General features: G+C 57.9%; 14 protein-coding genes. 6 read left to right on the forward strand and 8 right to left on the reverse strand.

The annotated features are described in order from the left end of the window. Nucleotides 1-29: 29 nt before the first annotated feature. From G7069_RS04660 to grxD, 3 genes are all read right to left on the reverse strand, one after another. Nucleotides 30-1,313: an amidohydrolase family protein gene (locus G7069_RS04660; RefSeq protein ID WP_166294766.1), complete on the reverse strand. Its 1,284-nt coding sequence runs from the start codon at nt 1,311-1,313 to the stop codon at nt 30-32. Further along, entirely contained in the window at nt 1,310-2,695 is a 1,386-nt protein-coding gene (locus G7069_RS04665) for an amidohydrolase (RefSeq protein ID WP_166294769.1), read from the reverse strand. The genes G7069_RS04660 and G7069_RS04665 overlap by 4 nt, the downstream gene beginning before the upstream one ends. 72 nt (nt 2,696-2,767) lie before the next feature. Further along, a complete protein-coding gene (gene grxD / locus G7069_RS04670) occupies nt 2,768-3,682 on the reverse strand; it encodes a Grx4 family monothiol glutaredoxin (protein WP_166294771.1) in 915 nt (304 codons plus the stop codon). 128 nt (nt 3,683-3,810) lie between these two features. Here grxD and G7069_RS04675 point away from each other — a divergent pair, with 128 nt between their 5' ends. Beyond that, nucleotides 3,811-4,590 carry a polysaccharide deacetylase family protein gene (locus G7069_RS04675; protein WP_166294773.1) on the forward strand — a complete coding sequence of 260 codons (780 nt, stop codon included), beginning with the start codon at nt 3,811-3,813 and terminating at the stop codon, nt 4,588-4,590. Here G7069_RS04675 and G7069_RS04680 read toward each other — a convergent pair. From G7069_RS04680 to G7069_RS04690, 3 genes are read right to left on the reverse strand one after another with little or no spacing between them, the layout of a single operon-like run. Further along, nucleotides 4,587-5,261, reverse strand: coding sequence for a class I SAM-dependent methyltransferase (locus tag G7069_RS04680; protein WP_166294775.1), 675 nt, complete (start codon nt 5,259-5,261; stop codon nt 4,587-4,589). The genes G7069_RS04675 and G7069_RS04680 overlap by 4 nt on opposite strands. Further along, entirely contained in the window at nt 5,258-5,881 is a 624-nt protein-coding gene (locus tag G7069_RS04685) for an SGNH/GDSL hydrolase family protein (protein WP_166294777.1), read from the reverse strand. The genes G7069_RS04680 and G7069_RS04685 overlap by 4 nt, the downstream gene beginning before the upstream one ends. Then, entirely contained in the window at nt 5,878-7,107 is a 1,230-nt protein-coding gene (locus G7069_RS04690; protein WP_166294779.1) for an aminotransferase class I/II-fold pyridoxal phosphate-dependent enzyme, read from the reverse strand. The genes G7069_RS04685 and G7069_RS04690 overlap by 4 nt, the downstream gene beginning before the upstream one ends. Nucleotides 7,108-7,241: 134 nt before the next feature. On the opposite strand from G7069_RS04690, the gene rsgA reads away from it, so the two are divergent. The 4 genes from rsgA (at nt 7,242) to G7069_RS04710 (ending at nt 12,958) form a co-directional block, all read left to right on the forward strand. Beyond that, complete coding sequence (gene rsgA / locus G7069_RS04695; protein ID WP_240912652.1) at nt 7,242-8,255, forward strand: ribosome small subunit-dependent GTPase A; 1,014 nt, start codon at nt 7,242-7,244, stop codon at nt 8,253-8,255. A 19-nt stretch (nt 8,256-8,274) separates the two neighbouring features. Further along, nucleotides 8,275-9,597 carry a flavohemoglobin expression-modulating QEGLA motif protein gene (locus tag G7069_RS04700; RefSeq protein WP_166294781.1) on the forward strand — a complete coding sequence of 441 codons (1,323 nt, stop codon included), beginning with the start codon at nt 8,275-8,277 and terminating at the stop codon, nt 9,595-9,597. 51 nt (nt 9,598-9,648) lie between these two features. Beyond that, complete coding sequence (locus tag G7069_RS04705) at nt 9,649-11,958, forward strand: NADP-dependent malic enzyme (RefSeq protein WP_166294783.1); 2,310 nt, start codon at nt 9,649-9,651, stop codon at nt 11,956-11,958. Nucleotides 11,959-12,031: 73 nt separating this feature from the next. Continuing rightward, nucleotides 12,032-12,958: a glycosyltransferase gene (locus G7069_RS04710; protein ID WP_166294785.1), complete on the forward strand. Its 927-nt coding sequence runs from the start codon at nt 12,032-12,034 to the stop codon at nt 12,956-12,958. A gap of 9 nt (nt 12,959-12,967) precedes the next feature. Here the strand turns inward: G7069_RS04710 and G7069_RS04715 are convergent, their stop codons facing one another. After that, nucleotides 12,968-13,933: a glycosyltransferase gene (locus G7069_RS04715; protein WP_166294787.1), complete on the reverse strand. Its 966-nt coding sequence runs from the start codon at nt 13,931-13,933 to the stop codon at nt 12,968-12,970. A 137-nt stretch (nt 13,934-14,070) separates the two neighbouring features. On the opposite strand from G7069_RS04715, the gene aceE reads away from it, so the two are divergent. Then, nucleotides 14,071-16,776, forward strand: a complete 2,706-nt coding sequence (gene aceE / locus G7069_RS04720) for a pyruvate dehydrogenase (acetyl-transferring), homodimeric type (RefSeq protein ID WP_166294789.1) — start codon at nt 14,071-14,073, stop codon at nt 16,774-16,776. A 14-nt stretch (nt 16,777-16,790) separates the two neighbouring features. Here the strand turns inward: aceE and G7069_RS04725 are convergent, their stop codons facing one another. Continuing rightward, a complete protein-coding gene (locus G7069_RS04725) occupies nt 16,791-19,118 on the reverse strand; it encodes a Tex family protein (protein WP_166294791.1) in 2,328 nt (775 codons plus the stop codon). Nucleotides 19,119-19,122: the final 4 nt, after the last annotated feature.

The following is a 19,122-nucleotide window of genomic DNA, read 5'->3' on the forward strand; positions in this document are numbered from 1 at the left end:
AAAAGCGCTGACTGAATGTGAAAGCCGGCTCACCTATAGGCGGGCGGTAAGCCGGAATCATTTGAATTCAAGTACCTATCGCGCAATTCCGTTTGACGCGACTTCATCGGAATCGCGCGGCCGTCCAGCCACACTTGCTCCGCTACCTGGCCTACATCTAGCGGATCACCGGTCCACAGCACCAAGTCGGCCCGTTGTCCGACCGCAATCGAACCCATTTGATTCGACACACCAAAGACCTGTGCGGGCACACGTGTCATCGCATCAAAGGCATCGTTCCATGACATGCCGTGCGCCACTGCATTGCCTGCCACTTGGCGCATCTTGCGTGCGTTGTGGGATTGATCGTCGCCGCCTTGCGAGAAGGTCACGATGACGCCTGCGGCACGCAAACGGGCCGCGCTTTCTTCGGTGGCGAACACTTGGTCGAAGTTGCCGGGGAGGTTGGCCAAGCTATCCACCAACACGGGCACTTTGGCGGCCGCAATTTGGTCTGCAACGCGCCACGCTTCACTGGCGCCAATCAGCGCAATGCGTACGTTGTGCTTCTTCGACCAGCGCAGGGCGCGCACGATGTCTACGGCGCGATGCACGCGAAACACCACGCGTCCGCCACCGCCTATGTATTTGCGAAGTGCGGTGCGGCCTGCGGGGGTGAGCTTTGCGAAATGCGAGTTCGGCGCAATACGACCGTTCAATTCATCGATCAACTGATCAAGAATCATCCATTGCGCGGCACGTGACAAACCGGACAATCCATCAGCCTCACTGCCGAGATTCACGAACAACATGCGTGCACCGATTGGATCCATGCTGCCATCCAAACGCACAATGCCGCCTTGCCCGCCAATGATCGAACCGCCCGAGCGCGGAATGGCACCCAGCACCGTCCAGCCAATTCCCTCTACGCGCGCGACCGGCACGAGCACGGACGCGGGATTGTAGGCGAGCGTCACGTCGAACTCCGGCCGCACCTGCATGTCTTTCGAACCTGCACCCAAAGCCAAGCCACTGTCTACGGTCGATTCTTCTCCGGACACTTCTTCAATGCCGATCTCAGAGACGCCGCCAAACAAGGTAGGGGTGAGTGGTTTGCCGCCGGCATCGACGCTCTGCACGCCGGGTGCATTCAAGCCGCGTCCAATGGCGGCAATCTTGCCACCACGGACCAATACGTCGCTGTTTTCAAGCGTGCCTTTGGCGGTGGCTGTGTGCACCTTGGCATTTCGAATCAGCACATCTTGCGCTGCGGCCTGCGATGCAAACAATGCAATTGACACTGCGGCAACGGCACGCACTACACGGCGATTCATCGTGCACCTCCGGTCATCAGGTCTTGGCCCAAGAGGAAATCCGATTTCGGCTGCAAGGATTTGTTACTGCGGTCGTACACCTCTGCGCCATCAATATAGACGTGCTCTGCCAAGGCGTAACTACTGAAAGGGCTGCCGTTCCAAATCACGACGTCGGCCATCTTTCCGACTTCAAGCGAGCCGGTGCGTTGATCAATGCCCATCGATTTCGCAGGATTCAAGGTGATCCACTGAATGGCATGCTCCGGCGTGACCGGGATGCCTACACGACGTGCGTTCGCAATCACCTTGGCGGCTTCTTGATTCAGGCGCTGAATACCTTCGGCTGAATCCGAATGCACGATGGCGCAACTGCCGGGGACGCGATCGACCAGCGCGACGTTTTCTTGAATGCCGTCGAAGGCTTCCATCTTGAAGCCCCACCAGTCAGCCCAGAGCGCACCACAGATGCCCTCTTTCGAGAGCTTGTCCGCAATCTTGTACGCCTCGACAGCGTGGTGGAACGCAGCAATTTTGAAACCGAACTCTTTCGACAAGTCGATCATGGTCGACATTTCATCGGCACGGTAGCAGTGAATATGCACACGGATATCGCCATGTAGTGCACCGGCCAAGGTGTCGTTCTTCAGGTCACGCTTGCCCCCTTCTTCGCCATCCGAGTTGCGCTTCTTCATATATTCGGCAGCATCGGCGAATGCGGCGCGATAACCCGCCACATTGCCCATGCGCGTTGAAGGGCCACGCGAGGCATACACGCGTTTCGGATTCTCACCACAGGCCATTTTCAAGCCCCACGGTGCGCCCGGAAATTTCATGGCTTGATATGTGGTGGCGGGCACGTTCTTCAGCGTGACCCCGCGGCCGCCGATCAAGTTGGCAGAACCCGGTAGGACTTGAAGTGTTGTCACACCGGCGGCCAAGGCGGTCGAGAATCCCGGGTCTTGCGGCCACACAGAGTGTTCTGCCCACACATTCGGCGTGACCGGTTGTGTCGCTTCATTGCCATCGCTGTGCGCGTTCATGCCCGGGCTCGGATAGACACCGAGATGAGAGTGCACATCGATGATGCCGGGCGTGACCCACTTGCCATTGGCTTCGACAATGTGCGCATCGTCGGGGACCGCCAAGTCGTGTCCGACCGCAGCCACTTGGCCGTTGCGCAACAACACATCACCATCGTCAATGCGTTCGCCGGTACCGGTCAGCACCGTGGCATGACGAATCAGAACACTGCGCGAAGGAAGCGCTGCGTAGGTGCTGGGATACGGATCCTCAGCAAAATTGAACGACTTTGTCGCTTTCGCTGTTGAAGGTTTCGTAGGTGTATGTGTGCATGCAGCCAAAAGCGTGCAAGCAGCGGCTGCTGCAACCCAAAATTTCATGACGCTCATCCCCGTTGATGAGCGTTCACCATAGCGAGTGGGTGGGGTCGGGGCAAGCCCAACCCGGGGCGATCAGTAGCTCGGAATACTGGCGTCGATACTGCGCCACGCTTCGGTGCCGCCTTCAATGTTGTAGATCTCGCTAAAGCCGCGTTCTACAAATAATTGCGCCATGTTGCGACTCCGGCCGCCGACATGACACAAGAATGCCAACGGCGTGTCCTTAGGCAAGGCAAGCAAGGCGTCGACACCGTCGTCGATGTTTTTCAACGACACCTTAGGTGATGCGATGGCGCGTTCTTCCGGCGGGCGCACGTCCACAACGGTCAGTGTGCCGGCAGCCACGCGATCCGCAACGACAGCGGGCGTAATGTCGCGAATGCCGGTGTCACGTCCGATCACCAATCCGCGGCCGCGTTCGTCATCGACAAAATCAATCTTCAAGCCTTTAGCGCGTTGTGCGGAAGGAAGGTCGAACTGAAACACGATGCCTTCAAGGCTCAGTTGAATTTCGCGCTCGTTGAGCGGTGCGAGTTGCAACTGCGTGGCGCCCGTGCGATCGATCAGGATTTCCACAGCCGCTTGGCCACCTGCGTCGCGCAAGGCGCCTTGCAGCATGTCAATCGCCGATGCAGTGACGGTGATCTCAGGTGGCGTGCGATCAATCTCTGCGAGGCCGAGCATCTTTTGCAGCTCGCCGCTGTCGACCAGTTGCGCAATGATGTCGCTGCCGCCGACCAATTCGCTATCGACATAGAGTTGCGGAATCGTCGGCCAATCACCGAATTGCTTGATACCTTCCCGAATCTCCGGGTCGGCCAAGACATCGACGTGCGCGTAGTCGAGACCAAGACTGTCGAGCATGCCCACGGCACGCGCGGAGAAACCGCATTGTGGGGCTTCAGGTGCGCCCTTCATAAACAGGACAACGCGACTTGCGCGCAACACAGACTCAATGCGTTCACGCAACGCTGGTTCAAGACTCATTACAAACAACTCCGTTCACAACAGGTAGTTCCAAATTACTGCGGCATTCTACGCCACTTTGCGGGAGTAACCCGCGAAAACAGGGGAAAAACGGCAGTCTGAACGGGCTCGCATAGAATGGGCGCTATATGAATACATTGCCTTTCCATGCGCCACCCAAGCACACCCATGCGGTTTGGCTGGGGATTCTGCTGTCCCAGCTGCTGGTTGTAGCGGTTTGGTATCGATTTGGCTGGCAATGGGGCGTGCCACTGCTGTTTTTGACGCATGCCGTGTTGATGTGGGGTGTCTTGTATCCGGGGTCCAAGCTGTATTCGCCGGTGCTGACACGCCTTCCGATCACCGACAAACGCGTCTGGCTCACGATTGATGATGGCCCTTCGGATGAAACGCCGGCCATTTTGGATTTGCTCGACAAACACAATGCGCGTGCCACGTTCTTCTTGGTCGGAGATCGTGCGGCCGCGCGCCCTGACTGGGCCCGCGAGATCGTCGAGCGCGGACACGGCATCGGCAACCACAGTCATTCCCACCCGCAAGCTTGGTTTTGGGCCTTAGGGCCTGTGCGCATGCGTCAGCAAATTGAAGCGGCTCAAGCGCAGCTGACGACAGTGACCGGCGTTCGACCGCATTGGTTTCGTGCCGTTGTCGGTATGGCGAATCCGTTTGTATCGGCACCGCTGAAGGACCTGCATCTGGCGCGCGTGGGTTGGAGCGCGCGCGGTTTTGATGCGGTGAAAGCCAATGACGCCGATGTGATCGCGCGCATTGAGAAAGCTCTTGCACCGGGGGCCATCATCTTGATGCACGAAGGTGCACCACACGGGCGCAATGTGTCGCAGCTGTCGCAGCTGTTGGTGCGTTTGGAAGCCTTGGGGTATTCGACGGTTTTGCCAGAGTCGCTTTAAGCCCGGCGCGCCACCAGCAACCAATTGTTAAACGGCGTGCCACTCTTGAGTGGTGTGGTTTCAACGTTGAATCCGCCTTCCGCCAAAAACGCCTGCAGCACGTCCAAGCGTGGATAGCGGCTCGCACCCGTACGCATCCAGCCCCAATGCTTCGACATGTTGTCGACCCAGCCGGTAAACGCCGAACTTGCATTGCGTTCTTCAATGCCCGTGCGAATTACAAACATGCCGTCCGCTGAAACGCGTTGCATGGCATCACGCAGCAATTGCCAGCGGGCTTCGTCATTCGGCAAGAACTGAAGCACGTCCAACAAGGTGACGCTGCCCGAATGTGCCGGTAAACCCTGTGTGACATCACGGCGTTCGAAGTGGACGTCGTTCAAGCGGTTCGTTTCAGCGCCGCGTGTTGCCATGCGGATTTTGCGTGCATCAAAATCCACGCCTGCATAAGGTGTGGTGACGCCCGTGTCGCGCAGCAACTGTGCCAACAGACCAATGCCGCAGCCGATATCGAGCAAGGGCGCCGAATAGCCTTGCAGTGCAGTTAACACGCCCGGATACAACGGATCGGTTTTTAACTTGATGCGCGCATAGTGGTAGTAATAGCGATCAAAACTAAACCGTTGCGGGAAATAAGCGCGCGATACGCGTTCGATCTGATCGGCCTTCATAGCGTGGCTTCAATCGAAGGCATGTGGCGCACAACCGGCAGTGCCTCTGCTGCCCATAGGGCATACATGGCACCCGAAGGATGCAGTGCGTCAGCGACCAACATGTCGACCTCGCCACCAAAACGTCTTGATGCCGGCGTGATGTCTACGAAGCGCACGGCGAACCTGTCACAGACCTCGCGCGCAGCGGCATTGAACTGATCAATCTCTTCGCCAATCTGTTGCGGGTCGCGCTTTTGTTCGCGCGCAAATGGCGTGACGCCCCAATCCGGAATCGACAGCACGAAGACGCGATCAACATCGCCGCGCGCATAAAGGATGGCGCGCGCAAGCAGGCGTTCGAACTCGGCAACATACTCTTGCAACGACAACGCACGGTATTGGTTGTTGACGCCAATGAGCAAGCTGACCAAATCCCACGTTTCGCCCAAGGGCTCAAGCGCATCGAGTCGCGATTGCAACTCGCCTGTCGTCCAGCCTGTCGTTGCGACAATATGCGGCAGCGCGATTGCGACACCTTCGTTTCTCAGCGCGCGTACGAGTTGATGTCCCCAGCGGTCGTCTTCGTCAACACCTTCGCCGATCGTATAGCTATCGCCCAACTGCAAGAAATTCATCATGCAGCTAACGCTGCCCGTTTCTCCAACACCCTGTCAATGCGCGTGAAGACATCACGCAAGACTTCCGGGCGTGGCAACAAGGTCACGCGGAAGTGGTTGCGATAGGGCACGTTGAAGCTCGAGCCTGGCACGATCAATACGTCTTCAGTTTCAAGCAATTCGAGCGCAAAGGCATGATCGTCAAAGCCACGCGCTGCAGGACCCACAACGGCTGGAAAGCCGTACAAAGCGCCGGCAGGCGCGACGAGTGAAAGGTGCGAGCTTTCTTCGCAGGCCTCAATCAATGCACGACGGGTTTCGTAGAGTCGGCCCGACGGCGTGCACAAAGGTGTAATGGTGTCGACGCCATTCAACGCCGCCTCAATGGCCACTTGGCCTGGCACATTGGCGCACAAGCGCAAGGCGCCCAAAAGATCCATTGCATGTGCATACGACTGCGTGGCGGCACGGTCTCCGCTCAGCACTGCCCAACCGACGCGCCAACCACATGCGCGATGCACTTTAGACAAGCCGCCGAATGAAATACACGGTTGATCACCCGCGATCGGTGCCAAGGGCTCGAAGGTCGCATCGTCATACAAAATGTGATCGTAGATTTCGTCTGCCATCAACAAGACGCCATGCTTGCGTGCAATCGCGACAATCGCTTCCAAGGTTTCGCGCGGGTAACTCGCGCCGGTCGGATTGTTGGGGTTGATCAACACGATTGCGCGCGTACGCGAAGAGATGAGGGATTCGATCTCACTCGGATCCGGTTGAAAACCGTTCTCTGGCAAACATTGGTAATACACGGGGCGACCGTCGTTCAAAATCGTCGCCGCACTCCAAAGCGGGTAATCCGGCGAAGGCAGTAAGACTTCGTCGCCAGGATTCAACAAGGCGCGCAACGAGATATCGATCAGTTCACTCACGCCGTTGCCAACAAATACCCGTTCAGCAGACACATCTTGTGCACCACGACGTACGTGGTGTGAAGCGATCGCTTCGCGTGCCTGCGGCAAGCCTTGTTGATGCGTGTATGGATCGGTGTCGGCAATGTGCTGCACGATCGCGTTTTGCAAATGCTCAGGTGCGCGAAAACCAAAGTTGCCGGGGTTGCCGATGTTGAGCTTCACCAAGGTGCGGCCCTGACTTTCCAATTCGCGCGCCCTGCGCGCCAAGGCGCCACGGATTTCGTATCTGACTTCGGACAAACGTTCGCGCGTGGGTAAGGGCTGGAAAGACATACGTCGGTTCAAAAGGCGTGAAACGCCCAAGATTACGGGAAACCTTGGCATTCCGCGATGGTTTCAGCGGCCTAAGGCTAAAATGCCTCGATGAAGATCAACCCCTACGCATTGTGGAATTGAGTACTGCCGGATTGGCATCGATCGGCTGGCCTGCTGCGCCGCCCGAATCTTGGCAGACATTGATGCGTGAACATCCTGAATGTCGTGTGGCGCGCGTGGTCGAACAGCATCGCGCGGGCTATCGGGTCAGCCAAGACGGCATCGATGCTTTCAAAGTGGAATCGCCGCCGGAATGGACACGCCCCAGGGTGAGTCCGGATATTCGCGCAGGCGTGGGAGATTGGGTGTTGCTAGACGGCGTGCGCATCGTGGCCCTGCTGCCCCGCTATAGCGCAATGAAGCGCGCGGCTGCCGGCGAACACTACAAACAACAGTTGATTGCCGCCAATATCGATACGGCCTTTGTCGTCTGCGGATTGGACGACGATTTCAACCCGCGCCGAATCGAGCGCTATCTGATGTTGGTGCGCGCAGGCGGGGTGCACCCGGTCGTGGTGCTGACCAAGGCGGATATCGGTGAACGACTCGACGAAGCGCGCGTGATGCTGGATGCATTGCCGGACGAAGGCGTTGCCGTCATCGCCTTGAACGCGTTGGACAGCAGTGCCGTCGGCGCCTTGGCCCCGTGGCTTGGCGAAGGCAGCACCGTGGTCTTGGTCGGTTCAAGCGGTGCGGGCAAGTCGACGCTCACGAATACCTTATTGGGCGAAGCGCGAATGCGCACGGGCGCCGTTCGTGCGCACGACTCTCGCGGTCGGCACACCACCACGCATCGCGCCTTAATGCGTTTACCTTCCGGCGCATGTTTGATTGATACACCCGGTATGCGCGAACTTAAGCCGACCGGCGAAGAAGATGAAGCGGCGGTCACTTTCCATGACATCGAAGCGCTCGAAATCCAATGCAAGTTTCGCGACTGCCAGCATCTGAAAGAGCCCGGCTGCGCGGTCAATGCGGCCATTGCCGAAGGTCGCTTGGATCCGGCGCGCCTACACAGCTGGCGCAAGCTCCACGAAGAAGTCGCCTCGGCGGCTTTGGCCAAAACAGAAAGCCAAAAGATTCGAGGTCGCAGACCCAACACGTGACTATGTCTAAGCTATTCGGATGAGCGAAGAACAGTCGAACTGGACGCCAGACATCGCGCACCACGCTGCGCTGGACGCACGCATGGTGGAAGCCGCACGTGGCTTGCGCCTATTGAGCTTGGTCAGTTGGCCAGCGCAATTGCAGCAACCATTTATCGAGTCATGGCAAGCCGGCCAACCGAAGTTGCCGGTGATCGACTATCCCAAACACGATTTCTCGGACGCACGTCGCGAACTGCAGGCGGTGATGCACGAAGCAGAAGCAGGGCACCCATTGGGTGATTACCTGATCGAAAGTGCACGCAGTTGGGACCATGCCGCCGAATTGTTGGAGAACCTCGGCACCGCGCGGGTCACGGAATTATCGAAGACCTTGTACGGCACACCCGATGAGCAACTGCCGGGCAATGGCCCCACCGCGCGTGAGGCAGCGACACACTTCATCACGATTGCAAGTGAGTTGGACCATGAATTGGTCTCGCCTGCAGAAACCGTTCCCGTGTCTGCCACCGCATTAGCGCTACAACTCCAAAGCGACCTCGATGATTTCTTCGACGGTCGCATGATCACAGTTGAACTCGATCCCAACTTGATCGCAAAGGCCGCCGCAGCAGCCACGCGCATTCGCTTGCGCAATTCCGCCATTTTTACCGACTACGATCGCGCGCAATTGCTGCAACACGAAGCCTTGGTGCATTCGCTGACGGCTTTGAACGGTCGTATGCAGCCGGTCGTGAAAAGTCTTGAATTGTCTTCGCCGCGGACGACCACGACGCAAGAAGGCCTCGCGACCTTTGCCGAGCAAATCACCGGCAGTACAGATATTCAGCGCATGAAGCGGGTGAGTTTGCGTATTGAAGCCGTTGCACAAGCGCTGGACGGCGCTGATTTCATCGACATCTTCAAATACTTCCTTGCACAAGGACAAAGCGTCGAAGAGAGCTTCGCCTCGTCACAACGCGTCTTCCGCGGCGTACCTGCAACGGGTGGTCTGGCCTTCACCAAAGACACCGTGTATCTGCGTGGCTTGGTCAGTGTGCACACCTTCTTCCGTTGGTCTCTGCGGCAAGACCGCTTGCGCCTATGTCGCCAACTGTTCTCCGGCAAGATGACGCTAGACGACGTCATGCGCTTTGAGCCCATGCAGGCGGCCGGTGTGATTGCACCGCCGCGATGGCTGCCGCATTGGGTGGAACGCGCGAATGGCTTGGCCGGTGTGCTGGCTTTCTCACTGTTCGCAAACAAGATTCGTCTGGATCAAATCACCGACAAATTGTTCCCGCATCACGCCGACCCTGAGGGCGAGCACGATGAAAAGGCGTCACCTGGGCTTGGTACCTGAGCGTATGGTGTCGCCGCGTTAGAATCGAGGTTCGTCCCAGAGCTTTGCATCATGTCCGATCAGGAAAACTTCAAACAAGCCGCCCTTGACTATCACCGTTTGGCACCGGCGGGCAAAATCCAGATCTCGGCAACCAAGCCCATGGTGACGCAGCGCGATCTGTCGCTGGCGTACTCGCCGGGTGTCGCGTACGCCTGTGAAGCCATCGTCGAAGATCCGAACGCAGCCAGTGATCTGACTGCGCGCGCCAACTTGGTGGCCGTGGTCACCAACGGCACGGCGGTCCTCGGCCTCGGCGACATCGGTCCGTTGGCCGGCAAGCCGGTGATGGAAGGCAAGGGTGTGTTGTTCAAGAAGTTCGCCAATATCGATGTGTTCGATATCGAGTTGGCTGAGCGCGACCCTGACAAGCTCGTCGACATCATTGCCGCAATGGAGCCGACTTTCGGCGGCATCAATCTCGAAGACATCAAAGCGCCTGAATGTTTCTACATCGAGCGCAAGTTGCGCGAGCGCATGAATATTCCGGTCTTCCACGATGACCAACATGGCACCGCCATCATTGTGGGTGCCGCCGTGTTGAATGCATTGGAAGTTGCGGGCAAAGACATCACGCAAGTGAAACTTGCCACGTCGGGTGCCGGTGCCGCAGGGATCGCCTGTCTCGACATGCTGGTCGCACTCGGCATGAAGCCGGAAAACATCTTGGCTTTCGACCGCGAAGGTGTGATCTACAAAGATCGCCCGAATCTCGATCCCGACAAGTCGCGTTATGCGCGCGATACAGACAAACGCAGTTTGGCGGAAATCGTTGAAGGCGCAGATATCTTCCTCGGCTTGTCAGCCGGCGGTATTCTGAAGGCAGAGATGGTCGAGAAGATGGCGACGCGCCCAATCATTCTCGCCCTGGCCAATCCCTATCCGGAGATCATGCCGGAGGACGCCAAGCGCGTGCGTCCGGACGCGATCATTGCAACCGGCCGCAGTGACTACCCGAACCAAGTCAATAACGCTTTGTGCTTCCCGTATATATTCCGTGGCGCTTTGGATGTGGGCGCGCGCGAGATCAACGAGGACATGAAGCTCGCCTGCGTGCGTGCGATTGCGAAGCTCGCACGCATGGAAGCGAGCGATCTTGGCAGTGCCTATGGCAACGACATTCCGAAGTTCGGCGATGAATATTTGATTCCGCGCCCCTTCGATCCGCGCTTGATCGAAGTGATTGCACCCGCTGTTGCAAAAGCCGCAATGGCGTCTGGCGTTGCCACGCGTCCGCTCAAGAACATCGCCGACTACGAAGAGAAATTGGCGCAGTTCATTCATCGCACCAAGTTGATGATGCGTCCGGTGTACGAACGTGCGGTGCAAGACGTGCAACGCGTGGTGTATGCAGAAGGCGAGGAATACACCGTGTTGCGCGCCGTGCAAGTCGTCATCGACGAGAAGTTGGCGCGTCCGATTCTGGTGGGTCGCCCCGATGTGATCGCCCGCCGTATCGACAAGTTGTCGCTGCGCATGCGCCCCGGCCAAGATTTCGATTTGGTCAATATCAATGATGATCCGCGCTTCAACGACTACTGGCAGCAGTATCACCTGCGCAATGAACGCAACGGCGTGACACAAGACGCCGCGAAGAATTTGGTGCGTTCGCGCCCGACTTTGGTGGCCGCCTTGATGGTGGAACGCGGTGATGCGGATGCCATGATCTGTGGCCTGGTCGGTCGCTATCACAAGAAACTCGGCTATCTGCGCAGCGTGTTCGATCTCGAGCCCGGTGCGACAGGGACCGCGGCGATGACCGGCGTGTTGAATGATGCCGGCGCGTGGTTCTTCACAGACACACACGTGCAATATGACCCGAGTGCGGAGCGCGTTGCAGAAACCACCTTGCAAGCCAGCTATCGCATGAAGCTGTTTGGCATCCAGCCGAACGTTGCGCTGTTGTCACATGGCAACTTTGGGAGTCATTCCGATGCATCGGCCACCAAGATGCAGGCCGCACTGAAACTCGTGCGTGCACGTGTGCCGGGTCTCTCGGTAGACGGCGAAATGATGGCTGACACAGCGTGGGACGAAGCATTGCGCAAGCGCATCTTCCCGAACACCACCATGGAAGGCGTGGCCAACTTGTTGGTGATGCCGAATCTCGATGCCGCAAACATTGGCTACAACTTGGTGCGCGTTGCCACCAACGGCGTTGCCATCGGACCGATCTTGATGGGTCTGGATAAACCGGCGCACATCTTGACGCCTGCCTCGAGCGCACGTCGTGTGGTGAACATGACCGCCATTGCAGCGGTGGATGCGCAAATTCGCAAAGTGCGCGCGCAAGAACGCAGCAACAAAGCATCGAATGCTTGAAGCAAGTGTCCATGGCGCACAACATGCGCCATCGGGCGGATGGCGAGCGACCTTTTTGGTCGTTTGCTATCAAATGTCAGAAACAGTTTTAGCGGCTGTCGAAGGCGCGCTGTCACAAACCATCCCTTGCGAAATCATCGTGTCGGACGACGCATCGTGTGTACAGACCGTGCCCAAAGTGCGCGCGTTCTTGCAGGGCTATGAAGGCCCGCATCGCGTCATCGTGCGCAGTACCGCGCGCAACTTAGGCCTCTGCGCACACCTCAATGAGCTCGCGGCCATGGCCACTGCGCCGGTCTTGTTCAATTCGGCCGGAGACGATGTCTCACTCCCGACGCGCGTTGAAACACTCTTGCACGTGTTCGATACAGAAGCCGATGCGCAGGTGGTGGGATCCCGAGTCGATGACGTCGATGCTCAGGGACGATTGCTCGAAGCCAATACACGCGGTCTGCCTCCGACGGTCGATCAAGACTGGTTGATCAATCGCGGCAAACTGGCGACGATCCTGGGCGCCAGCATGGCAGTCAGAACCACATTGCTGACGGCACTGCCACCTTTGCAAGGCCGTGTGGAAGACAACATGCTGATGCTGCGCGGCGCATTGCTGGGTAGTTGTCGCTGTGTGCAAGACACATTGCTTAAATACCGACGCCACGACAACAACTTAGGCGATTGGGTGTTTGATCGAAGCAAGCAAGGTTATGAAGGTTGGAAACGCAGGCAATTGCGCGTCGCCGAGATGTACGTGGAGATTGCGGATGATCAAATGCGATGCATTCAAGCGCGTCCTGATCTTCCTACCGAACGCCTTCAACGTGGACATCAATTGCAAGCCCTGTATCGCATCGAAGCACGACAACGCATCACGATGATCGAACAACCGCGCATTCGCTGGTTCTCGCCATTGTGGCAAGGCTTGCGCACACGTGGCCTGCGCCGAAAGAGTGCGGAACGCGCGTTGAAAGTATTCCTGCCGAGAAAATTCTTCGGACGCTAACACGCAGGCCTAAGCGGCCGCAGGTTCCAATCTGGCGCGATGCGCCTTGCGTCGAATACGGCTCCAAAGCTTGATGGCTTTCGACCACCCCGGCTTGTCATCGGGCGGTAGGGCGCTGCGGTTCGACCACACCAATTGCCACGCGGGCACGAGTCGGCCTTTGTACGCCGCGAGCAGGGCTTCAGAGAACCGGCCGGCAAACTCCGCTTGGCGCAATCCGGTGGTTGCGTACGACCGGCCCACCGTGGCTAGGCTTTCCAACCAATTCGCATTTCGTCGCGCCGAGTGACGGTCGCCGCTGCCGCGACCCAAAGTCGTGCAGGCATGTTCATGGCGTCTGAACTGCACTAGGGGCGCGTCCAAATAGACCACGCCATTTCGACCTGCCGCACTCAGGGCAAGCCACCAGTCGTGGAAGAAGCCTTCGGGTGCGGGCCCTGCGACGGGTAAAAGCGACTTTCGAATGAGGCAGGCGTGACCGGACACCGTGTTTTGAAAGAACAACGGAATCGGATTTTTCCCCGAAAACATCACCAGCTCGTCCGAGACCGAGCGATTGAGCGGCTTGCCCGCTTCGTCGATGTATGTCGAGTCGCAGTACGCGATGTCAGCGGTGCCAATGACGGCGTGCAACTTGATCAGCTTGTCCAAAGCCCAGATGTCGTCTTGGTCTGCCGGGGCGATCCAGTCTGCTTCAGCCAAGGCCATGCATTTTTCGAAACTTCTGAGGTGACCCAAATTTGTTGCATTGCGGTAGAGACGGATGCGCGAGTCAGCCGCTGCACGGGATTCGAGCAAGGCCCAAGTGTTGTCGGTCGACGCATCGTCCAGCACCACCAATTCGAGGTTCACACCTTGCTGCGCCAAGATGGAATCCAGCTGCGCTGTCAGGTGTGCGGCACCATTCCACGTGCACAGCGCCACACTAATGAAAGGTGGGGCGTCTATGCCGGAGGTGATAGTGACCTTAGTCATGTATGGAGCGTATGCAGGTTCGTGACGGGAATCAATCTTTGGCTGAAAAATATTTAATACGGGTAAAAATCCAAGCACTGCCCGAATGTCGCTCACCCTTGCTAAACTCGGGTCAATCCGATTGAAGAGCACACCGAATGTCTTGGCTCAATGACCTGTTGCAAAACGACCCCGACCCCACTGAAACCCGTGAATGGATTGAATCGATCAAGGCGGTCATTGACCACCAAGGCGGGCAACGTGCCCACCAATTGCTGGAGGGCATGGTTCAGCTGACGCGTCGCGCAGGCGTCGATCTGCCGTTCGCGCCGACAACCGAATACATCAACACCATTCCGCCGGAGTTGGAGCCCAACTTCCCGGGCGACAGCAATATGGAATGGCGCATCCGTTCGATCATTCGCTGGAACGCCATGGCGATGGTCGTGCGCGCCAATCGTAAGCCGGGCGATCTCGGCGGACACATTGCGAGCTTCGCTTCGTCGGCCACGCTGTATGACGTGGGCTTCAACCACTTCTGGCGCGCTGCGTCTGAAAACCATCCGGGCGACTTGCTGTACATCCAAGGCCACAGCTCACCTGGCATCTATGCGCGTTCCTTCCTCGAAGGCCGCATCACGGAAGACCAACTCGACAACTTCCGCATGGAAGTACACGGCAAGGGCATCAGCTCGTATCCACATCCTTGGTTGATGCCGGACTACTGGCAGACCCCGACGGTGTCGATGGGCCTGGGCCCGTTGGCGGCCATCTATCAAGCGCGTCATTGGAAGTATCTGGAAGCACGCGGCCTGATGCCGAAAACCGATCGCAAGGTGTGGTGCTTCCTCGGTGACGGTGAAACCGACGAGCCGGAAAGCTTGGGTGCGATTTCTGTCGCGGGCCGCGAAGGCTTGGACAACCTTGTCTTCGTCATCAACTGCAACTTGCAACGCCTCGACGGTCCGGTGCGCGGCAACGGCAAGATCATTCAAGAACTGGAAGGCAACTTCCGCGGCGCCGGTTGGAATGTCATCAAGTTGGTGTGGGGCAGCTATTGGGATCCGCTTTTGGCGCAAGACACCGACGGCATCCTGAAGCGCATCATGATGGACACCGTCGACGGCGAATACCAAAACTGCAAGGCATTCGGTGGCGCGTATACGCGTGAACATTTCTTCGGCAAATCGCCGGAGACACTGCGCATGGTCGCCAACCTGAGTGACGACGACATTTGGCGTTTGAATCGCGGCGGTCACGATCCGCACAAGGTGTATGCGGCGTACGACGCAGCGGTTAAGACCACGGGCATGCCGACGGTCATCTTGGCAAAGACGGTCAAGGGCTATGGCATGGGCGCGGCGGGCGAAGCATTGAATCCTACCCACCAAACCAAGAAGTTGGATGACGAAGCCGTCCAGATCTTCCGCAAGCGTTTCCAACTCAATATTCCAGACGAAGCCTTCGAAAAGAATTCGGTGCCGTTCTTCAAGCCGGACGAAAAATCGCCTGAAATCGAATACATGCGCGAACGTCGTGCCGCGCTCGGCGGTCACTTGCCGGCGCGTCGCAGAAAGAGCAAAGAGTCGTTGCAAGTCCCGAAGCTGGACACTTTCGAACGCTTGCTGAAAGACACCGGCGAACGCGAAATCTCGACCACCATGGCGTTCGTTCAAGCCTTGGGTATTTTGTTGCGTGACAAAGATGTCGGTCCGCGTTGCGTGCCGATCGTCGCCGATGAAGCGCGCACCTTCGGTATGGAAGGCATGTTCCGCCAGTTGGGTATCTACGCGCCGCAGGGTCAGAAGTACAAGCCGGTGGACGCAGACCAATTGATGTTCTATCGCGAAGATGCGGCCGGACAAGTGTTGGAAGAGGGCATCACCGAAGCGGGTGCATTTGCATCTTGGATGGCAGCTGCGACCAGCTACAGCACCAACGATCTGCAAATGTTGCCGTTCTATATTTACTACTCGATGTTCGGCTTCCAACGTGTCGGCGACGCCGCATGGCAAGCCGCGGATATGCGCTCACGCGGCTTCATGCTGGGCGGTACCGCAGGTCGCACCACTTTGAATGGCGAAGGTCTGCAACACGAAGATGGTCAGTCGCATGTGCAGGCATCGATCATTCCGAACTGCCGCAGCTACGATCCGACCTTCGGCTATGAAGTCGTGACCATCTTGCAACACGGCATGCAGCGCATGCTGACCGAGCAGGAAGATGAGTACTACTACATCACCCTGATGAATGAGAACTACACCCATCCGGCGATGCCCGAAGGCAGTGCGGAAAACATCATCAAGGGCATGTACTTGTTGCGCGAAGCGCCAGCCGCCAAGGGCAAGAGCAAGTCGGCCGGTGGTTTGAAAGTGCAGTTGATGGGCAGCGGCACGATTTTGCGTGAAGTCATTGCAGCGGCAGATCTGCTTGAAGCAGAGTTTGGTATTGCAGCTGACATTTGGAGCTGCCCGAGCTTCAACGAACTCGCACGTGACGGCGAAGATGCCACGCGCTGGAATCGTCGCAATCCTGAAGCGAAGTCGCCGCGTAAGTCACACGTCGGCAAGTTGCTTGAAGGGCGCGAAGGTCCGGCCATTGCGGCGACGGATTACATCCGTACATTCGCAAACCAGATTCGCGAGTTCGTGCCGATGCACTATGTGGTGCTAGGTACGGATGGTTTCGGTCGCAGTGATACGCGCGCCAACTTGCGTCATCACTTCGAGGTCGATCGCTATCACGTTGCACACGCGGCCGTCGTTGCCTTGTTTGAAACCGGCAAACTGACTGCGAAAGATGTGGCGCGCGCCATCAAAGTTTGGAACATCGACGGCGACAAGCCGAACCCGCTGTACGTCTAATAAGACAAGCGCACTTAGCGCTTGTCTTTCGCCTTGGCAAATGCATCTGCCAAGGCGGAATTGATCGGCGCGGCGACGGGTTTCGCCGCGCGCTCTTGGCGCATGGGTCGCGGCCCTTGATGTTTGGCGGGCTGCGACGTGGCGGGTGCGGGTGCATCCGTCAATCTGCGTGTCAAAGCAATGCGCTTGCGCGCGACGTCGACCTCCAACACTTTCACTTTGACGATGTCGCCGGTCTTTACCACTTCACGCGGGTCTTTGATGAAGCGGTCTGACAAAGCCGAGATATGCACCAAGCCATCTTGGTGAACGCCGATATCAACGAAGGCGCCGAAGGCAGCGACGTTGCTGACGACACCTTCCAACACCATGCCAACTTTTAGATCCTTGATGTCGTGCACACCGTCTGCAAACTGCACCGCTTGAAATGCGGGGCGCGGATCTCGGCCCGGCTTTTCGAGCTCAGACAAGATGTCACGGACGGTCGGTTCGCCGAACTGCGCGTCTGTAAACTGCGCGGGTTTCAGCGCACGCAAGGTGGCGATATCACCGATCAAGGCATCTGCGTGCTTGCCGGTGGCGGCCAGAATACGTTCAACGACCGGGTACGCTTCCGGGTGCACGGACGAGGCATCCAGCGGTTGATCGCCTTGCGTGATGCGCAAGAATCCTGCGCATTGCTCGAAGGTCTTGTCGCCGAGGCGCGGCACCTCAAGTAATTGCGAGCGGGCACGGAAGGCACCGCGTGCATCACGATGGATCACGATGTTTTCGGCGACCGACGATGACAAGCCCGAGACACGGGTCAGCAGTGCCGCAGACGCGGTGTTGACGTCGACACCCACGGCATTCACGCAGTCTTCGACGGTCGCATCCAATGCGCGTGCCAACTGGTACTGATCAACGTCGTGTTGGTACTGACCGACGCCAATCGCTTTGGGTTCGATCTTCACCAATTCCGCCAATGGATCTTGCAGCCTGCGTGCAATCGACACCGCGCCACGCAAAGACACATCGAGATGTGGAAACTCGCGTGCGGCCAGTTCAGATGCGGAGTAGACCGATGCACCCGCTTCACTCACCACCAGCTTGTTTGGCGCCTGACCTGCCATGCGTTTGATCAGGTCTGCGGCCAATGCATCCGTCTCACGGCTGGCCGTGCCATTGCCGATCGCGATCAATTGCACCGCATGTTGCGTCACCAACGCCTGCAAGGTTGCCAACGATGCATCCCATTGCTTCTTCGGCGCGTGCGGATAAATCGTGTCGGTGGCAACGCACTTGCCGGTGGCATCGACAACGGCGACTTTCACGCCGGTTCGCAGGCCCGGGTCCAAGCCCATCACGGCTTTCGCGCCCGCCGGTGCAGCCAACAGCAGATCTTTCAAGTTGCTACCAAAAACACTGATCGCTTCTGCATCCGCTCGCTCACGCGCTTGTTGCATCAAGTCGATCATCAAATGCAAATGCAGTTTGGCTTTCCAGGTCAATCGACAGGCCATGAGCAGCCATGCATCAGCCGGACGTTGTTTGGCACGCACACCGGCGTGCACGGCCACTTGGCCTTCTGCGAACTGATGACCTGCGTCCGGGTCAGCGCCGGGCTCGAGGTCCAGAGTGATGAATGCTTCGCGACGTGCGCGCAAGAGTGCCAACATCCGATGCGACGGGATCTTGGCCAACAATTCCGCATGATCAAAATAGTCGCGAAACTTCGCGCCTTCTTCCTCTTTGCCTGCCACCACTTTCGCGCGCAAGACACCGACGTCATTCAGCCATGTGCGCAATGATTGAATCAGTCCCGCATCTTCGCCCCAACGTTCGATCAAGATCGCACGCGCGCCTTCGAGTGCGGCTTTGACGTCTGCGACGCCCTTTTCCGCATCGACGAAGCTAGCGGCAAACGTGTCGGGGTCGTTGTTCGGATCTGCCAACAAGCCATGGGCCAAGGGTTCCAATCCGGCTTCGCGTGCAATCTGAGCGCGCGTGCGTCGTTTGGGCTTGAAGGGCAAGTACAGATCTTCCAGGTGCGACTTGTTGTCGGCCGCTTCAATGTCGGCGCGCAATGCGTCGGTCATCTGACCTTGCGACTCGATGCTCGCCAAAATGGATGCGCGTCGATCTTCCAATTCGCGCAAATACAACAGGCGCGACTCAAGCAAGCGCAGTTGGGTGTCATCCAGGCCCTCGGTGACCTCTTTGCGGTACCGCGCAATAAACGGCACCGTTGCACCGCCATCCAACAAGTCGACGGCGGCCTTCACCTGCGCAAGGCGGGCTGCGGTGTCGGTGGCCAGAGTTTCAAGGATTCGGTGCTGTGCGGCGGTGCTGAGAGCGGGCATCTAA

It is taken from the genome of Lysobacter sp. HDW10 (genome assembly GCF_011300685.1).
In the GTDB taxonomy this organism is placed as follows: Bacteria; Pseudomonadota; Gammaproteobacteria; order Xanthomonadales; family Xanthomonadaceae; genus Solilutibacter.

Excerpts from the sequence above, each read along its gene's own strand:
- G7069_RS04660 (WP_166294766.1), bottom strand. The coding sequence starts at position 1,313 with ATGAATCGCCGTGTAGTGCGTGCCGTTGCCGCAGTGTCAATTGCATTG.
- G7069_RS04665 (WP_166294769.1), bottom strand. The coding sequence starts at position 2,695 with ATGAAATTTTGGGTTGCAGCAGCCGCTGCTTGCACGCTTTTGGCTGCA.
- grxD (WP_166294771.1), bottom strand. The coding sequence starts at position 3,682 with ATGAGTCTTGAACCAGCGTTGCGTGAACGCATTGAGTCTGTGTTGCGC.
- G7069_RS04675 (WP_166294773.1), top strand. The coding sequence starts at position 3,811 with ATGAATACATTGCCTTTCCATGCGCCACCCAAGCACACCCATGCGGTT.
- G7069_RS04680 (WP_166294775.1), bottom strand. The coding sequence starts at position 5,261 with ATGAAGGCCGATCAGATCGAACGCGTATCGCGCGCTTATTTCCCGCAA.
- G7069_RS04685 (WP_166294777.1), bottom strand. The coding sequence starts at position 5,881 with ATGATGAATTTCTTGCAGTTGGGCGATAGCTATACGATCGGCGAAGGT.
- G7069_RS04690 (WP_166294779.1), bottom strand. The coding sequence starts at position 7,107 with ATGTCTTTCCAGCCCTTACCCACGCGCGAACGTTTGTCCGAAGTCAGA.
- G7069_RS04700 (WP_166294781.1), top strand. The coding sequence starts at position 8,275 with ATGAGCGAAGAACAGTCGAACTGGACGCCAGACATCGCGCACCACGCT.
- G7069_RS04705 (WP_166294783.1), top strand. The coding sequence starts at position 9,649 with ATGTCCGATCAGGAAAACTTCAAACAAGCCGCCCTTGACTATCACCGT.
- G7069_RS04710 (WP_166294785.1), top strand. The coding sequence starts at position 12,032 with ATGTCAGAAACAGTTTTAGCGGCTGTCGAAGGCGCGCTGTCACAAACC.
- G7069_RS04715 (WP_166294787.1), bottom strand. The coding sequence starts at position 13,933 with ATGACTAAGGTCACTATCACCTCCGGCATAGACGCCCCACCTTTCATT.
- aceE (WP_166294789.1), top strand. The coding sequence starts at position 14,071 with ATGTCTTGGCTCAATGACCTGTTGCAAAACGACCCCGACCCCACTGAA.
- G7069_RS04725 (WP_166294791.1), bottom strand. The coding sequence starts at position 19,118 with ATGCCCGCTCTCAGCACCGCCGCACAGCACCGAATCCTTGAAACTCTG.